General features: G+C 39.8%; 12 protein-coding genes and 2 CRISPR repeat arrays. Of the genes, 4 read left to right on the top strand and 8 right to left on the bottom strand.

Annotated features, from left to right (window positions below; all coding sequences use genetic code 11):
* Positions 1 to 996: 996 nt before the first annotated feature.
* From IPM48_02920 to IPM48_02890, 7 genes are all read right to left on the bottom strand, one after another.
* Positions 997 to 1,887, bottom strand: coding sequence for an IS3 family transposase (locus IPM48_02920; GenBank protein ID MBK9270525.1), 891 nt, complete (start codon positions 1,885 to 1,887; stop codon positions 997 to 999).
* A complete protein-coding gene (locus IPM48_02915; GenBank protein ID MBK9270524.1) occupies positions 1,884 to 2,183 on the bottom strand; it encodes a transposase in 300 nt (99 codons plus the stop codon). Before IPM48_02915 ends, IPM48_02920 begins: the two co-directional genes overlap by 4 nt.
* 88 nt (positions 2,184 to 2,271) lie before the next feature.
* A CRISPR array of direct repeats spans positions 2,272 to 3,394; the repeat unit is 47 nt; unit sequence GATTTCCAAAGGTAAAACATTTCTTAAAAGTGAAAGCAAATCAAAAC.
* A gap of 107 nt (positions 3,395 to 3,501) precedes the next feature.
* Positions 3,502 to 4,010: a CRISPR direct-repeat array (repeat unit 47 nt; unit sequence GATTTCCAAAGGTAAAACATTTCTTAAAAGTGAAAGCAAATCAAAAC).
* A 177-nt stretch (positions 4,011 to 4,187) separates the two neighbouring features.
* Positions 4,188 to 5,411, bottom strand: coding sequence for a metal-dependent hydrolase (locus IPM48_02910; GenBank protein ID MBK9270523.1), 1,224 nt, complete (start codon positions 5,409 to 5,411; stop codon positions 4,188 to 4,190).
* 3 nt (positions 5,412 to 5,414) lie between these two features.
* Positions 5,415 to 6,350, bottom strand: coding sequence for a hypothetical protein (locus IPM48_02905; protein ID MBK9270522.1), 936 nt, complete (start codon positions 6,348 to 6,350; stop codon positions 5,415 to 5,417).
* Positions 6,351 to 6,414: 64 nt separating this feature from the next.
* Positions 6,415 to 7,158 carry a ribonuclease III gene (rnc, locus tag IPM48_02900; GenBank protein MBK9270521.1) on the bottom strand — a complete coding sequence of 248 codons (744 nt, stop codon included), beginning with the start codon at positions 7,156 to 7,158 and terminating at the stop codon, positions 6,415 to 6,417.
* Positions 7,152 to 8,399 carry a beta-ketoacyl-ACP synthase II gene (gene fabF / locus IPM48_02895; protein ID MBK9270520.1) on the bottom strand — a complete coding sequence of 416 codons (1,248 nt, stop codon included), beginning with the start codon at positions 8,397 to 8,399 and terminating at the stop codon, positions 7,152 to 7,154. Before fabF ends, rnc begins: the two co-directional genes overlap by 7 nt.
* Before the next feature lie 85 nt (positions 8,400 to 8,484).
* Positions 8,485 to 8,721 (bottom strand): acyl carrier protein, encoded by a 237-nt coding sequence (locus IPM48_02890; protein ID MBK9270519.1) that lies wholly within the window; start codon positions 8,719 to 8,721, stop codon positions 8,485 to 8,487.
* A gap of 153 nt (positions 8,722 to 8,874) precedes the next feature.
* On the opposite strand from IPM48_02890, the gene pyk reads away from it, so the two are divergent.
* From pyk to IPM48_02870, 4 genes are all read left to right on the top strand, one after another.
* Positions 8,875 to 10,299, top strand: coding sequence for a pyruvate kinase (pyk, locus tag IPM48_02885; GenBank protein ID MBK9270518.1), 1,425 nt, complete (start codon positions 8,875 to 8,877; stop codon positions 10,297 to 10,299).
* A gap of 67 nt (positions 10,300 to 10,366) precedes the next feature.
* Entirely contained in the window at positions 10,367 to 12,058 is a 1,692-nt protein-coding gene (locus tag IPM48_02880) for a tetratricopeptide repeat protein (GenBank protein MBK9270517.1), read from the top strand.
* On the top strand, positions 12,037 to 12,822 hold the full coding sequence (locus IPM48_02875) for a DUF4292 domain-containing protein (GenBank protein MBK9270516.1): 786 nt from the start codon (positions 12,037 to 12,039) through the stop codon (positions 12,820 to 12,822). The genes IPM48_02880 and IPM48_02875 overlap by 22 nt, the downstream gene beginning before the upstream one ends.
* 15 nt (positions 12,823 to 12,837) lie before the next feature.
* Positions 12,838 to 13,968 carry a M23 family metallopeptidase gene (locus IPM48_02870; GenBank protein ID MBK9270515.1) on the top strand — a complete coding sequence of 377 codons (1,131 nt, stop codon included), beginning with the start codon at positions 12,838 to 12,840 and terminating at the stop codon, positions 13,966 to 13,968.
* Positions 13,969 to 14,307: 339 nt separating this feature from the next.
* Here the strand turns inward: IPM48_02870 and IPM48_02865 are convergent, their stop codons facing one another.
* Entirely contained in the window at positions 14,308 to 16,089 is a 1,782-nt protein-coding gene (locus IPM48_02865; GenBank protein ID MBK9270514.1) for a T9SS type A sorting domain-containing protein, read from the bottom strand.
* Between the last annotated feature and the right edge of the window lie 10 nt (positions 16,090 to 16,099).

The raw sequence follows: 16,099 nt of genomic DNA, 5'->3' as shown, positions 1-16,099 counted from the left end.
AAAACAAACAATGGCATAAACACGAAACTGAAAGCGATTTCCAAAGGTAAAACATTTCTTAAAAGTGAAAGCAAATCAAAACAGATGGCGTACTTGAAGGAACCGAATATGTGATTTCCAAAGGTAAAACATTTCTTAAAAGTGAAAGCAAATCAAAACTTTTATATTATTTTTATTCGCTAAATCTAAGATTTCCAAAGGTAAAACATTTCTTAAAAGTGAAAGCAAATCAAAACGAAAGATTTGAAAATATGGCCATCGAAATGGATTTCCAAAGGTAAAACATTTCTTAAAAGTGAAAGCAAATCAAAACGTCAATTAGGACCGATCTTGCGCCTCCGAAGATTTCCAAAGGTAAAACATTTCTTAAAAGTGAAAGCAAATCAAAACTACTTTTTTGCATTCTTTTTCTTTGTACCGATTTCCAAAGGTAAAACATTTCTTAAAAGTGAAAGCAAATCAAAACAAAATACTGGCTGTATTTCCATTTTGGAAAGATTTCCAAAGGTAAAACATTTCTTAAAAGTGAAAGCAAATCAAAACTAGTAAGTGTATTCGTTCTGATGGAATACGGATTTCCAAAGGTAAAACATTTCTTAAAAGTGAAAGCAAATCAAAACGGGAAGTATTGCCCTAAATCGTTAAAACCGATTTCCAAAGGTAAAACATTTCTTAAAAGTGAAAGCAAATCAAAACTAAAAATTAGGATTTTAGTATGATCATTGTGATTTCCAAAGGTAAAACATTTCTTAAAAGTGAAAGCAATGACATGGTACCAATAAATGGGACACTGATCTAATTTAGTTAAAAAATAAAATTAGTACACATTTTACCCCTGCGACAAAGATAAGCATTGCTCCCAAAATGTCAAGAGCAAGTCGAGTTCCGCCGGAAGAATACAGAATAAAGAGGTCGGCGGAACTCTTGACATTTTGTCCGCAATAAGCTTGGTCCTCGTCTAAGGGTAAAAATGCAAAGTCATGTTTTGTTTCCATATTAGTTGCAATGAGTGAATTGATTTTTCGAATAATAAATATTTTCAAATTCTAAGGGTGTATAGTATTGAATGGATGAATGCCTTCTGATTGTGTTGTAATAGCCATCTATGTATTCAAACAGAGTGAATCTTAATTGATCCAAATCATCAAATACAGTACCTCTAATGCATTCGCATTTGAGCCTTGAGAAAAATGATTCGGCAATTGCGTTGTCATAAACTTCGTTTTTGCGAGTCATACTTTGTCTATTTCCTTTAATGGCATTTTTGAAATCTTTACTAGAGTACTGCGTTCCTCGGTCAGAATGGACAATCACACTTAATTTATTTTGGATGCATTTCAGTTTTGCTTTATTGAAGGCTGAAATAACCAGTTCGCTTCTCATATGAGTCTGAACATCCCAGCCCACTACTTTATGCAAATAAGTATCAATCCAAGTTGAAAGATAGGCCCATTGGCCATTCTTTAAAGGAATGTAGGTAATGTCACCAACCCATACTTCATTTGGTTTTTGCGCCTTTCCAAAATCAAGAAGTAAATTGGGTGCAGGAAATTTGGTCCCGGTGGAATCAGTTGTTTTTGGAACAAAACTCTTTGGCTGGATTGCTTTCAAATTTTGTTCCTTCATACATTTGCGAATCAAATGGCGGCTAACATTTTTTGAATATTTTACGGCTAATTCCATTTTAATTCTACGACTTCCATACCTATTCATATGAGAGTCAAATACGGATTTTATTCGGTCTCTTAATCCCAAATGTTTAGTGGGAGAATCCCTCCTGTGGATAAAATGATACAAAGTATTCCTTGGAATATTCATCATCTTGCAAAGCTTGTTAGTAGGATACACACCGCTTAGACTCTGGATAAATTCAGCTTTTGGTTTCATGTCTGCCGGCTGAAAATGTTCAAGGCTTTTTTTAAAATATCCCTTTCCATTTCAACATCCCTTAATTTCTTACGGAGCTGTTCAAGTTCAGTATAAGGATTATTTGTTCCTGGCTGGACGGAAGCATTCCTGGTAATCCTGATTTGACTACGCCAATTGTAAAGCATTTGCTTACTAACGCCAAGAGAATCAGCTAATTCGCTAGCGTTCTTCCCGGATTCGAGCAAATGAATGGCATTAAGCTTAAACTCGGTATCGTACCTCCTCCTCCGATTGTTTGTCTTTGATTGATCCATAACACAAATTTAAGTTAGATTTGTGTACCATTTTCTTGGACCACTTCACAAATCAAAACTTGTGATCTGATGAATATTTCTTAATTCTTGATTTCCAAAGGTAAAACATTTCTTAAAAGTGAAAGCAAATCAAAACATCATTCAGATTTTGAAACAGAAGATTATAGATTTCCAAAGGTAAAACATTTCTTAAAAGTGAAAGCAAATCAAAACAGTAGGACTTAGATCAGCGCAGGGTTTTTTGATTTCCAAAGGTAAAACATTTCTTAAAAGTGAAAGCAAATCAAAACAATACAACTACCGCTAATCAGGTACATTGTGATTTCCAAAGGTAAAACATTTCTTAAAAGTGAAAGCAAATCAAAACTTTTGCCTGTTTGTTGTGAAGGGTTTCGGGGATTTCCAAAGGTAAAACATTTCTTAAAAGTGAAAGCAAATCAAAACACCGCTTGGCACCTGTAAGTCCTTGCCCTGGATTTCCAAAGGTAAAACATTTCTTAAAAGTGAAAGCAAATCAAAACAGGAGGGGAAGTATAGACATTTGTGGATGGATTTCCAAAGGTAAAACATTTCTTAAAAGTGAAAGCAAATCAAAACTTTCAATAGCTCATTTTGCTCCTTCAATAAGATTTCCAAAGGTAAAACATTTCTTAAAAGTGAAAGCAAATCAAAACTTTCAATAGCTCATTTTGCTCCTTCAATAAGATTTCCAAAGGTAAAACATTTCTTAAAAGTGAAAGCAAATCAAAACTAGCGAATAGTATTAACAACCGTTTAAGCGATTTCCAAAGGTAAAACATTTCTTAAAAGTGAAAGCAAATCAAAACGTATTGCCCTTTGGCACCTGATAAACTTCGATTTCCAAAGGTAAAACATTTCTTAAAAGTGAAAGCAAATCAAAACTGGAACCCTTATGTTTTTTGGATAGATGTGATTTCCAAAGGTAAAACATTTCTTAAAAGTGAAAGCAAATCAAAACGGTTATGCAAAAGGAAATCTTTGAATTGAAGATTTCCAAAGGTAAAACATTTCTTAAAAGTGAAAGCAAATCAAAACACTTTTCAAATCTACTCTTTTCTGGGTACAAGATTTCCAAAGGTAAAACATTTCTTAAAAGTGAAAGCAAATCAAAACAATACAACTACCGCTAATCAGGTACATTGTGATTTCCAAAGGTAAAACATTTCTTAAAAGTGAAAGCAAATCAAAACTTTTGCCTGTTTGTTGTGAAGGGTTTCGGGGATTTCCAAAGGTAAAACATTTCTTAAAAGTGAAAGCAAATCAAAACTGCTTTAGACTTCTAAAAGCGGAGAAGCCCGATTTCCAAAGGTAAAACATTTCTTAAAAGTGAAAGCAAATCAAAACAATACAACTACCGCTAATCAGGTACATTGTGATTTCCAAAGGTAAAACATTTCTTAAAAGTGAAAGCAAATCAAAACTTTTGCCTGTTTGTTGTGAAGGGTTTCGGGGATTTCCAAAGGTAAAACATTTCTTAAAAGTGAAAGCAAATCAAAACTGCTTTAGACTTCTAAAAGCGGAGAAGCCCGATTTCCAAAGGTAAAACATTTCTTAAAAGTGAAAGCAAATCAAAACAATACAACTACCGCTAATCAGGTACATTGTGATTTCCAAAGGTAAAACATTTCTTAAAAGTGAAAGCAAATCAAAACTTTCAATAGCTCATTTTGCTCCTTCAATAAGATTTCCAAAGGTAAAACATTTCTTAAAAGTGAAAGCAAATCAAAACTTTCAATAGCTCATTTTGCTCCTTCAATAAGATTTCCAAAGGTAAAACATTTCTTAAAAGTGAAAGCAAATCAAAACCAGCTTGAAATACAGCGCTGGAAAAATACCTGAAGTATAACAAAAGTTATATTGCATTTTGGGTGTCAAGCCTTTACTTTTGTTAAAACTTTGGGTAAAATGATCGGTCAAACGTTGGATCTCATTTTTTGATGACCACTAGTATGACAACATGCTTGCTCCTTAAGAGAGTCAGCTCTATTTTTCGCCGAACGCCCTCCTCCAAAATTTTACCATCTGATCTTTTTGTGGTGAAGGTCTTTCTCTGTTGGGGTAGTACTTCAATCCTTTTGATGATTGAATGAGGTCAAAGTGGAATACAAAATCCTCCGGTTTTTCGAATTTGAAATTTAAACTGCCAAATCTTAAATCATTCCACTGAAGCGTGTCTCCATTCTTGCGAATCACACTGGTATATCCATCCCCAAACCAATCCAGCGTTTTAACAATATGATGGGCACTGTCCGCCCCCAACCATTCTTTTCCATCTGCAATTTTTACAATGGGATTTTCAGCAGGATTCTCATCGAGGATTGAATAATACTGACAATAATAGTGATGGTCATGTCTGGCGATACCATACCACAACAGATTGTTGAAGATGGTGGGAACAGAGATCATTTTTTCCGCTTGAACACCCTCTTCTATTAAATTGGCGTGCATGACTTTTTCAACATGTGATTTGGTAAAATAAGTAGCTGACAAATAAATGCTGCTTACCGCGATTCCGACCCAGAGTGAAGTTCTCCTTCGTCGATCCGTTCTTCCATAAAATCCACAAAGCACCACACTAAATAAAAACGGCAGGGTGTATATCGGATCTGCAATGGAAATGGTAGAAATAGACACCCTCTCATTTGAAAATGGCCAATAAAGTCTGGTTCCAAAAGTAGTCAGTGCATCCAGCAGTGGATGGGTAATGATCGATACAAAAAACAAAAGGACCCAGTCTCTGTAGCTTACATTGGGATACTCCTGTGTCTTGCTCCAATAGTCGAGGTACATCTTGCGAACAATGAAAACGAGGGATGGCAGCAAGAGCAGTGATAGACTAAAGGCCCAATTGCCAAAAAACAAGTAAAATGCGAGTTGCAAAATTGCAAACACCAGAACAAAAAACAAACTGCCTGTCACAAATCCGGTCCTTCGATAGGCTGTTTTATTAAACCATCCTTTATTGTAGAATTGCATGACCAGCCAGGCCAGTGGAAAGGGGGCCAGTGTCGCAAACAAAAGCGAATGCATGGGTCCTCTGTGAAACACGAGGGCATCCAATTCGCCCATAAAGTAATTGGAAAGTACATCCAGATCAGGAATCGTCCCCGCGACCGCACCCCATATCAGTGCTTTGTTTCCAATTTTTTTTCCAAGCACCGCTTCGCCGCAGGCTGCGCCCAATACAATTTGTGTCAGTGAATCCAAGGTTTATATTTTTTCGATGTAACCCTGCGAGAAAACAGAAAGTGGATTAAATTGTTTTTCGCTGAATTCTCCAAGCAACAAAGTCTCAGGATCCAAACAATACGCCCTCATTTTGCGGTTCAGATCTTCATTGGTCCTGCAGACCATTGCAGTGCCATCAGGATCCGACAAAAAACAATGGTCATCGATTTCGATCAAATGAATACCGGACAAACAGGCAGGAGTCTGTCTCAAAAATGGATTTGCCGCAAAAGCCTTCGCGTAAGAATCCTGGTAGGCCTGAATGCTTTGTTTGTTAAAATTGATTACGGTAGGTATTGCCTGAACGGTCTGTGGTATTTGGACCACCCGAAGTGGCAAAGCGGAAGGATAAAAGTGGACGGGTCCGCAATACATCCATCCACGTTTGTATTCCCTGATTTTGACAAATCGGTTGACTTCAAAATCGATGCACAATGCAAATTTATGGTGATGAATGCCATAAAACCAATGCCTGTAAATGCGAATTTTTTCTTCGCGGTCGAAGACGGTGCCAAAGTAGAGCCATTCGTCCTCGATGCCTTCGGTGTGATCCACAATTTCTTGTTTTTTGATCGGAACTCCAAGAAAAGATAAAATGTCTTCAGGATGCAAATGGGTATTTGGTTTTTTAATCGATCGGATTAAGAATAACATTTGTCCAAGTTCGGTATTCAAATAACTGACCCAATCTTTTTCTTCCGTTATTTTTTCAGGTAATAACCTCAATCTTCGCGCAATGGCGGGCATTCCATAATCCACCGCCCTCGTCGCCATGTCTTCCATGCGGTGGGCATCTTTGCGAAGTACCTCAAAACCCTGTTCCAAAAGTTTCAGAATCCAATCCTCGAGCAGATCAATGCCTTTTTCAAGCCTCTGGACACGATCTTTGGAGAGTCGTTTGCATTGTTCGAGGATCATGGAGGAATAATGAATAAAGATTAAAGATTAAATAGTAAATATTAAGGAGTAGGGGGTAAAAAAATCAGGAATTCAGGGAGCTCAGTGCAATTTCTGAGGCGATTTGTTCGGCGCTTTTTTTGTTGTAATCCTCTGCTGAAGCCACTTCTACACCATCAATAAATACTCCTACCTTAAATCGATCGCGTTTGTCGTTTTTGGACTTGGAAAGAATGCGGAAGTCAATTTCTTTGTTGTGTTTTTGACAAAATTCGAGCAACTGACTTTTGAAGTTGTCATCAAATGCTTCGAGTTGGGCAATGTCAATGTATTTTTTTAAGATCTTTCTCAATACGAAATGACGCACAAACTCAAATCCTTTTTCAAGATATATGGCACCGATGAGAGCTTCCAATGCATTGCCAAGCATGGAAGAAGAAATCGCTGTATTGTTGAATTCGCTCATCATCCCATCCAGACCCATTTTGACGGCCAGTTCGTTGAGTGTTTTGCGTTTGACAATCTTTGATCTCATTTTGGTGAGAAAACCTTCGTCTGCTTTGGGATAGGTGTTGAACAAATATTCTCCTACCACAAAGCTGAGCAAAGCGTCGCCGAGGTATTCCAATCTCTCATTGGACTGATAGACGATGGCTTTTGAACCGTTTAAATTGTTGAGGGTGGATTTGTGAAAAAAGGCAAGCTTAAAAAGATAAAGATTGGATGGAGTAAATCCGATTATTTCTCTAAGTCTTTCGGTGAAAAATTTATCCTTAGAAAAAAACTTGTGATTGGTTTTCCTCGCTATCCTAAAAAAGAAATTCAGCATCTTTTAAAAATCACTGAGCTGTTATGTCCTCCAAATCCAAAGGTATTGCTGAGGAAAGCGTTTATTTTTCTCTGCTGCGCTTCGTTGAAGGTAAAATTTAATCTGGAATCAAGCTCAGGGTCGTCTGTATAATGATTGATGGTTGGAGGTATAAAGTCGTGGTTTAGACCCAAAATTCCGGCGATGCATTCTATGACGCCCGCTGCTCCCAACAAATGTCCGGTCATGGATTTGGTAGAGCTGATGTTGAGCGAATAGGCATGATCACCAAAAACTTTTTGAATGGCTTTGACCTCTGCAATATCTCCGAGGGGTGTCGAGGTCCCATGCGTATTGACATAGTCTATATCGCCCGGATTCAATCCTGCTTCCTGTAAGGCCAATTCCATGGCACCTTTGGCACCAAGACCTTCCGGATGAGGTGCAGTGATGTGATAAGCGTCTGCGGTGAGACCCGTTCCGACGATTTCAGCATAGATCTTGGCACCTCTCGCTTTTGCATGTTCATATTCTTCCAGAAGAATGGCACCAGCACCTTCTCCTAAAACAAAGCCATCGCGGTCCTTGTCGTAAGGTCTGGAGGCAGTTTCAGCTGCGTCATTGCGCTCACTCAGGGCTTTCATGCTGCTAAACCCGCCGACCCCAGCTTTGGTGACCGCCGCTTCCGATCCTCCACTCAGCATCAGATCTGCTTTGCCGTGCCGGATATAATCGAAGGCGTTGGAAATGGCGTGACTCGATGAGGCACAAGCTGATACGGTGCCATAATTGATACCCATCAGACCATATTTGATAGAAATATGTCCGGGAGCTATGTCAGAGATCAATTTGGGAATAAGAAAAGGACTATACCGCGGAGCTCCGGTGTGCAAAGCTGCTTCCGAAATATCTGTTTCCAAAGTGTAAAAACCACCGATGCCGCTCCCCCAAATAACTCCGAATCGGAGTTTGTTGACTTTCTCCAGATCCAGTCCTGAATCATTCATGCATTCTTCGGATACCACCAAAGCATATTGTGAAAACGGATCCAGTTTTCGGGCTTCCTTTTTGTCCAGGAAATCTTCAGGGTTGAAACCTTTTAATTCGCAGGCAAATCTGGTTTTAAAGAGAGACGCATCAAATCTAGTGATGGGACCTGCTCCGGAAGTCCCTTTTTGCAAACCTTGCAAATAAGCCGCCTGATTGTTTCCAATGGGTGTCAAAACTCCAATACCAGTGACAACTACTCGTCTCATATACACATGATGGTTGAATAATGATACCAACTCCGGTCAAAAGACCGGTTTTGACAGGTAAAGATACAGCAGGGCCCGAATATCCGAATGCTTATTTGCAGTTCGCCTCCAGGTATTCGATGGCATGGCCAACGGTCTGGATCTTCTCAGCCTGGTCGTCAGGGATGGAAGTGTCAAATTCTTTCTCAAACTCCATAATAAGCTCGACAGTGTCCAGGGAATCAGCTCCCAGATCATTGATAAAGCTGGCTTCATGCGTCACTTCGGATTCAGAAACTCCAAGCTTATCCACAATGATTTTTTTTACTCTTTCAGCTATTGTTGACATTTTATTCAATGGTTAATTTTCAAAATAAGAGCGCAAAATTAATGATTCCGTCATTGCTTTCTTACAACTTTGAGACATTTTTTTGTTTATTAAGCTGAACGGGCTCTGGACCAGGGCGTATCAGACCGTTTATTTCCTGAAAATACTTAAAAAATGCCTTTCCAAAACACGAAAATTATAGCTACAGTTGGTCCGGCATCGGAGTCTTATCAAGTTCTTAAAGATTTGATAATGAATGGTGTAGATCTGTTTAGGCTCAATTTTAGCCATGGAACCCACCAGCAGCACGCTCAAGTCATCCAGCATATATGCTCCATCAATGAAGAATTGGGTACCCATGCGGGCATTATGGCGGATTTACAAGGTCCTAAGCTAAGAATTGGCTTGATCAAGGACAATGCTTTGGAATTGAAACCCGGTGATGTCGTCACTTTTAAGGACGAGGAATGCCTTGGAACCATGGAACAAGTGTACATGAGTTATGATCATTTTGCAAGGGATGTCCGACCCGGAGAAAAAATTCTGGTGGACGACGGAAAACTGGTCTTTGAGGTAATTGAAACCAATCAGAAAGACACCGTCCGGTTGAAAACCCTCTACGGTGGAGTTCTCTCTTCCAACAAAGGGGTCAACCTGCCGGATACCCAGATCAGTCTTCCTTCACTGACCACCAAGGATCTTAAAGACCTTGAATTTATTCTGACCCAACCGGTCAATTGGATTGCTCTTTCCTTTGTGCGTAAACCGGAAGAAGTCGAAGACCTGATTTTCAGAATTTCGGAGGCCAGGCACACCGCGAAAGTGATTTCCAAAATTGAAAAACCGGAAGCCATTCGCAACATTGACGCAATCATCAAAGTGAGCAATGCCATTATGGTGGCCAGAGGAGATCTAGGTGTAGAATTGCCCATCGAAAAATTGCCCGCCACCCAAAAAATGATCATCAACAAATGCATCCAACGCTCCAGGCCTGTGGTCGTGGCCACTCAATTAATGGACAGCATGATTAAAAACCCTTCTCCCACCAGAGCTGAGGTCACCGACGTAGCCAATGCCGTTTTGGATGGCACAGACGCACTGATGCTGAGTGCGGAAACCTCGATTGGAGACCATCCTGTGCTCGTTGTACAAGCGATGCAGAAAATTATATCCGAGGCGGAAAAACATTTTTCTCTGATCCGTAAAAAGCCTAAACCATCTGACAAGTCAAGCACGTTTGCATCAGATGTGGTCTGCTTTAATGCCGCCAAAACCGCAGAAGAAATAAAAGCAGCCGCCATCGTTGGTCTAACGGTTTCTGGATTTACAGCCTTCCGAATTTCGTCTTATCGAACTCCTTGTCCCATTTTTATTTTTTCAAGTGCGAGACACATGTTGGGTACCCTCAGTCTGGTCTGGGGCGTCAATTGTTTTTATTATGACAAAATGGGATCCACCGATGAGACCATCGAGGATACTGTAAATATATTGTTGGAAAGCGGAAAAATCAAGAAAGGGGATTATGTGGTCAACACCGGCAGTATGCCCATTCAGAAAAAATCCAGAACCAATATGCTGAAAGTAACTTTGGTGGAATAAAATGAATTTTGAATCCCTGCGTTTGACCTGATAGTTGTTTTTGTATCATTTTTGAAAGACCAAAACCGTGATCATTGTAGAGAAAATTTTTTTAATCGCAACGCTTTTGTTTTTGAGCTTCTTCCCTCGAATGAACCTGCATGCTCAAAAATCAGATAAAAGCATTGAATTGGAGTCGGCATTGATTGATGCAGTGCGCGAAGAACAAACCGGATTTCCTGAAAAGGCCATTGAGATTCTGAAGAAAATCCAAATGGAGCCCGAGGTGAAAGGAGTGGTCCATTATCAGCTGGCAAAATTGTACCATGCTTCGGGAAGGCTTGATGAAGCTTTGATCTGTGCCGAAGAAAGTGTAAAAGCGGATCCTGGCAACAAATGGTTTTTGGTCTTCAAGGCAAATCTTTTGGAAAAAACAGGAAGAAACCAGCAGGTGGCTCAAACTTACCTGGATCTGGTCAAATTAGAGCCCGACAATTATACATTTTATGAAAACGCAGCACTCTATTGGATGAAAAGCAATCAGCCTGACAAGGCTCTTGTTATCTTGCAACAAGCACAGCAAAAATTTGGGCCGCTGCCCTCCCTTGTCCTTCGAAAAGTAGATTTGCTGTTAATCCAGGAAAAATCCAAACAGGCCATAGAATCATTGAATCAATCCATCAAGGATTATCCGAAACACGCAGAATTGTATCTGGCATTGGCAGATATTTATGCCAGACAGAACAATGTAAAAGAATTTGAGAAGACTTTGGACAGATTGAAAATGCAGGATCCGGATCACCCTGTTTTGCAAAAAATGAAAAATGAAAATGCAGATGAAAATCCAAGCAAGGATTTCGATCGCAAAGTGCAATCGGGAGAATGGAATCTGGACCAAGCCATTCAGTTTTTAATACCCGATGTAGAAAAGCTGAACTTACTGAGCACAGATGAAGAAGTAAAAGAATTGGTTCGCAAGACAGAGCTGCTCGTTCAAAAATATGGATCCAATCCAAAACCCCATGTTTTGTTGGGCGATATTTTTTTTAATACAGATCAATTATTTGCCGCAAAATCGCATTATCTGAAAGCCGAATCATTGGGATCATTGCCTTATCCGGTTTGGGATCATCTGCTGTACAGCCTGAGTCATTTGAATCATTACCGCAGTTTGGAAATCTATGCAAGAAAAGTGCTGGATCTATTTCCCAACCAGTCCTATCCCTATTTTGTGCTTGCAGATGCCCTTTACCACAGCGGTCAATCGGAGGAAGCACTTTCCAATCTTCGACAATATCTGCTGATGCAGAAAAAATCCGAGACCGCCAGAGCAGCTTCTTTTATTTTGCAGGCAAAAATATACCACGATGCTAAAAACAGGGAGTTGGAAAAGGAGGCTTGGGAGAATGCACAAAATATCCAGACAAAGGCCAATCCGGTGCAAATCGAACAATTGCTGATGCTGGCAAAGTCAGGTGTTAAATCCACCGATGCAGAAATTGAAAAAGCTTTCAGCTCCGATCAGATTCCGGCTTATTACAAACATGCGAGGTTGGCAGAAATTAAGTATCATGAAAACAATCCCGAAGAAGCAAAAAAATACATCATGCGAGCCCTGGAAGCGCGACTCGCGCAAACACCAAATCATTACTTGTTGGCGGCGCAGATATTTATAAAATTGAAGGATCAGCAGAAAGCAAAAGAAATGATCCAAAACGGACTACCCCTTGCAGAGGACAAATCCCCATTCGAAAAAATATGGAAGGAAATCAATGGATGATTGCAGTTTTTAGAATGATGGCGGTCTGTCTTTTATTGGGATTTCTATCCTGTAAAACCTCCAAAAAGGCAACCGGTGGTCCGGTCAGTTTGCGCGTTGTCAACAAAGAAATTTTACTGGCTTCTCTCCAAACTGAACTTCCGTTTACCCATCTGAATTTCAAAGGAACTGCGGACATCCGTCATCCGGATTACGAAGGCTCTGCTTCCGTCCAACTGATCTGGCAGATTGACAGCCAAATGCTGATCACCATTAAAAAATTTGGATTTGAAGTGTTCAGAATCTGGATTCAAAGGGACAGTGTTTCGATGTTGGACAGAATCAACCACATTTGGGACAAGGGAAGCACGAATGAGTGGGCCGGGAATTATGGAATTTCCGGTGGATTTCATTGTTTGCAATCTGTATTGCTCCGAGGTGCCTATTGTCCTGCAGAAATAGATTTTGAACAAGTCAACACAGACAGCAACCGTTTTGATCTTCAAGGTGCAAAATCAAAGATTTTATGGACCATCGGTTTTCATAAAGAGACCCTTGAGCCAATCAATACTGCTTTGCAATATCAGGACTTGAATGTGGACATTCGTATATTGAGTTATCAGAACCTCAATCAGCATGCACTGCCGTCCAGTTGGCAATTGAATTATCGCGACACACTCGATTACCTGGATCTTCAAATGAAATGGTATGAGATACAACCTTCTGTTTCCCAAGCCATCCGATTCCAAATTCCCTCTCATTATACCAGAGATAAACTACTTTGATACCAAGGATAAACCATGACGAACCGATTTACATACTTTCTAATCTTCCATTTTATTTTCTCATCTAAGATTGTTTCACAACACGATCAACTTATCCTGGATCGCGAGAAATTAAAAACCCAAATTCAGGAAACAGAGAATATACTTCGAAAGACAAAAAAGGACCAGGCACAGATTGTAAAAAATGCCCAGATTTTACAAAAGCAAATCGCGGACAGGAAAAAATTATTGAGTACATTGGCATTAGAAAGTGAATTGCTCCAAAAGGAATTGGATGAATCCAATAAGGCGCATCGATTGCAATTGGAAAAACTAGAACTTCTGAAGAAAAACTATTATCAAAGTCTCCGAAAAAAATGGGTTTTGCAGCAATACCAAAGGACTCCGGCCGGATGGTGGAGCAATGAAGAACTGAAGCCAATGGTGATGAGAATCGTTTGGACCGATCAACTCAATCGGAACAAAGAGAAAAAATACAAGGAATACAAGTCCGCGCAGGAAATCGTATTGAAGAGACATCAGGAGATCGCACAAAAGTTGAAGGATCAGAAGATGCTTATCCAATCGAGGGACACCCAGACCTTGAGATTGGAACGCGATTTGGAAGAAGAGCTACGGATGGCCAAGTTATCTACTACACAGCAGAGAGAGTACGAAAGTCAGATGAAGAAATACCAACAGGAAATGCTTCGATTGGAAAAGACCATCAGTCAGAAGATCTATGAATTGCAAAGTTCTGAACCGGTTACAACAACATCGAGTGGCAACTGGCATTTTCCTTTAAAAGATGGAACCATCATCACCCGTTTTGGAAAGCACACCGACCCAAGAAACAAGCATGTCAAAATCAACAACAACGGGATTGACATTCGCTCAAACCATTCATTTGTTTCTTCTTCACAGGATGCGGAAATAGTACAAATCAAAGAAATGCCCAATGGCAGCTACATGGTGATGGCCCGCAAAGGCAATTTGTACATGGTTTATTCCAATCTGGATCAGGTATTGGTTCGTCAGGGAGAAAACATCCAAAGCGGCAACCACATTGGACAATGTCGTTCTACCAATGGCGGGCAGTTTGAACTCCATTTTGAAGTCTGGAAAGGAAAAACACCGGAAGATCCTTTGAAATATATTGGGAATTGACAATTGATAATTGATAATTGACAATTGATAATGGACAATTGATAATGGACAATTGTCGCGCATGGAGCGAATGAGAGAATTAGTCAAAGAGTTAATGAGAGAATCAGTCAATGGAATTATTTTTAGATTGGTTTCCATGCATTTCCATATAACGCCTTTGGCCCACCAAGTTACTTGGGGCAGGCAGAATTTAGGACGCCAACGGCGTCACAGGTTCTGCTGTAAGCATCATCTTCGCGGAGTTTATTACGCTTCAAGCGTAGGTGTGATTTTCAAATTTTCACATTTCCAAATTTGTTGGCGCAAGTTTGAAACTTGTGCATCCTAATTTCTAATTGACTAATCTCTTACAACAATCTTTTCTGACTTTACCAACAGCCCTCGTTCAAATATATTTACAAGATAAATACCCGTAAGCAATTTCTCCGTATCTATTACATTACTACCTTGATATATGCGCTCATGTAAGACGGTATGTCCTTGTGCATTGATTAAGTCCATGTACATACTTTCGGGTAGATAGTCGTGGACATTTAGGATAAAATGATCAGAAGCAGGATTAGGAAAAATATCAATTTCAAGCTTAATTTTTCCTTCGTCGTTAGTAACAGAGGTTCCTACATTTAATGTGCGGCAAAGAGTATCTGCGCCATATTTATTTTTAATAATCATACAAACCTCATATACACCATCCTTCTCAAAGCAATGTATTGGAGAGGTATCCCTACTTTGAGTCCCATCACCCAGATCCCAATACCATTCTGGCTCTGATTCTGGTGGTATAAAAGCGCTGAGGTCTAAAAACTTTATACATCGGTGACGCGAGGTATCCTGATCCTGTCGAAATCTGGCGAAGGGAATATTATTAAATCCTAGTGTATCACATATACTTCCATCCAAGGGCCCCAATCTATAGTTCGGAAAATTGGGAAAGGTCTTTCCGTTGATGGTTAATAAAGTTAAACCATCTCTCCGCCAACCTATGTCTTCAATATTTTGGGCATCGGGATAATCAATCACACTGACACATCGAGTGGTAGAAATCACAAACAAATAAAACCTACCATCAGGTGCCTGGATTAGTCTGCCGAAAGTACATTGAAATTGTTTTCCAGGAATTGCATCTGGTGAATCAATTAATATCCTTTTATCGGGGTCTGAAAATTCAGTTACAATTTCTCTAAATAAATAATTTCCACCTGAATAATATAAAAATTTCAGATTTGATGAGAAAGCAATTCCCCAAAGACCATTATTATCATTCAGTTGTTTGAGTCTATGATTACTCAACTTGCCTTCGCAGCGATCAAAATCAAACAACTCGATAAAGCCCCCATCCAGTGCCCGATCATCCTCGGACAACCACCCATAAGTATTACCATCAGGACTAAATGCAGCATTCCCATAACCCATGGTTCGGCTTTTCAATCCTGAGATGTATTTATTTGAAAATTTTAATCCCTCTGGATCGAGTAAGAACACCACTTTGTCATGAGAATGTCTAGTAGGAACCACGATCCACCAATCTCTCCCATTGGCATGCCTGCAAGCTGTAATACCAATAGCGGAATATGATTCGTAATGTATATCCAAATCCTTGTGCAGGACAATAGGATTAACAGGGTCCTTCATATTGACAAGAGACGATCTGAGTTTATTGGCCCTAAACACAGTGTCCCCTTTAATTTGATCAAACCACAAATAAATCAAACGATAGATATGCTCAGAAGTTGGATCCGGCAGGATGATAATATTCTGAGCAAGATTTGTTCCATAATACGAACCCCAAAAATAGCTGTCGCGATTGATTTCCTCCAGCCCCTTCACCCTTTTATGGCGGTGGTCCCACACCCTACAACCATCGGAGTAAAGGATCAGCTCACCGGTCTTTGGGTCGGAAATCAAAGAACTGGTTGCGTTAAGATTGGCTTCTATGGTATCGCGGGTCATGTGAAGTTGTTCGTTGGCAAAACGCACGATCGTGGTGCCCACAGTAGGTTCTGTATTCTGCCTGGAGCTGCTGTATCCCAAAATCCATGTGTAGTCTTGTTTTTGACAGACTAATACGTTTGATACAACTATAAGAACAAGGATGTGAAATGCAATGCGACAGCTAAACATGAGGGTGGGA

The sequence above is a fragment of the Saprospiraceae bacterium genome (genome assembly GCA_016715965.1).
Classification (GTDB): domain Bacteria; phylum Bacteroidota; class Bacteroidia; order Chitinophagales; family Saprospiraceae; genus Vicinibacter.
Note: the sequence above shows the minus strand (reverse complement) of the source record. Positions and strands in the feature narration are given on the sequence as shown.

What these genes read in the sequence shown, in the direction of transcription:
- IPM48_02920 (MBK9270525.1), bottom strand. Translation starts at nt 1,887, where the DNA reads ATGAAACCAAAAGCTGAATTTATCCAGAGTCTAAGCGGTGTGTATCCT.
- IPM48_02915 (MBK9270524.1), bottom strand. Translation starts at nt 2,183, where the DNA reads ATGGATCAATCAAAGACAAACAATCGGAGGAGGAGGTACGATACCGAG.
- IPM48_02905 (MBK9270522.1), bottom strand. Translation starts at nt 6,350, where the DNA reads ATGATCCTCGAACAATGCAAACGACTCTCCAAAGATCGTGTCCAGAGG.
- rnc (MBK9270521.1), bottom strand. Translation starts at nt 7,158, where the DNA reads ATGCTGAATTTCTTTTTTAGGATAGCGAGGAAAACCAATCACAAGTTT.
- IPM48_02890 (MBK9270519.1), bottom strand. Translation starts at nt 8,721, where the DNA reads ATGTCAACAATAGCTGAAAGAGTAAAAAAAATCATTGTGGATAAGCTT.
- pyk (MBK9270518.1), top strand. Translation starts at nt 8,875, where the DNA reads ATGCCTTTCCAAAACACGAAAATTATAGCTACAGTTGGTCCGGCATCG.
- IPM48_02875 (MBK9270516.1), top strand. Translation starts at nt 12,037, where the DNA reads ATGGAAGGAAATCAATGGATGATTGCAGTTTTTAGAATGATGGCGGTC.
- IPM48_02870 (MBK9270515.1), top strand. Translation starts at nt 12,838, where the DNA reads ATGACGAACCGATTTACATACTTTCTAATCTTCCATTTTATTTTCTCA.
- IPM48_02865 (MBK9270514.1), bottom strand. Translation starts at nt 16,089, where the DNA reads ATGTTTAGCTGTCGCATTGCATTTCACATCCTTGTTCTTATAGTTGTA.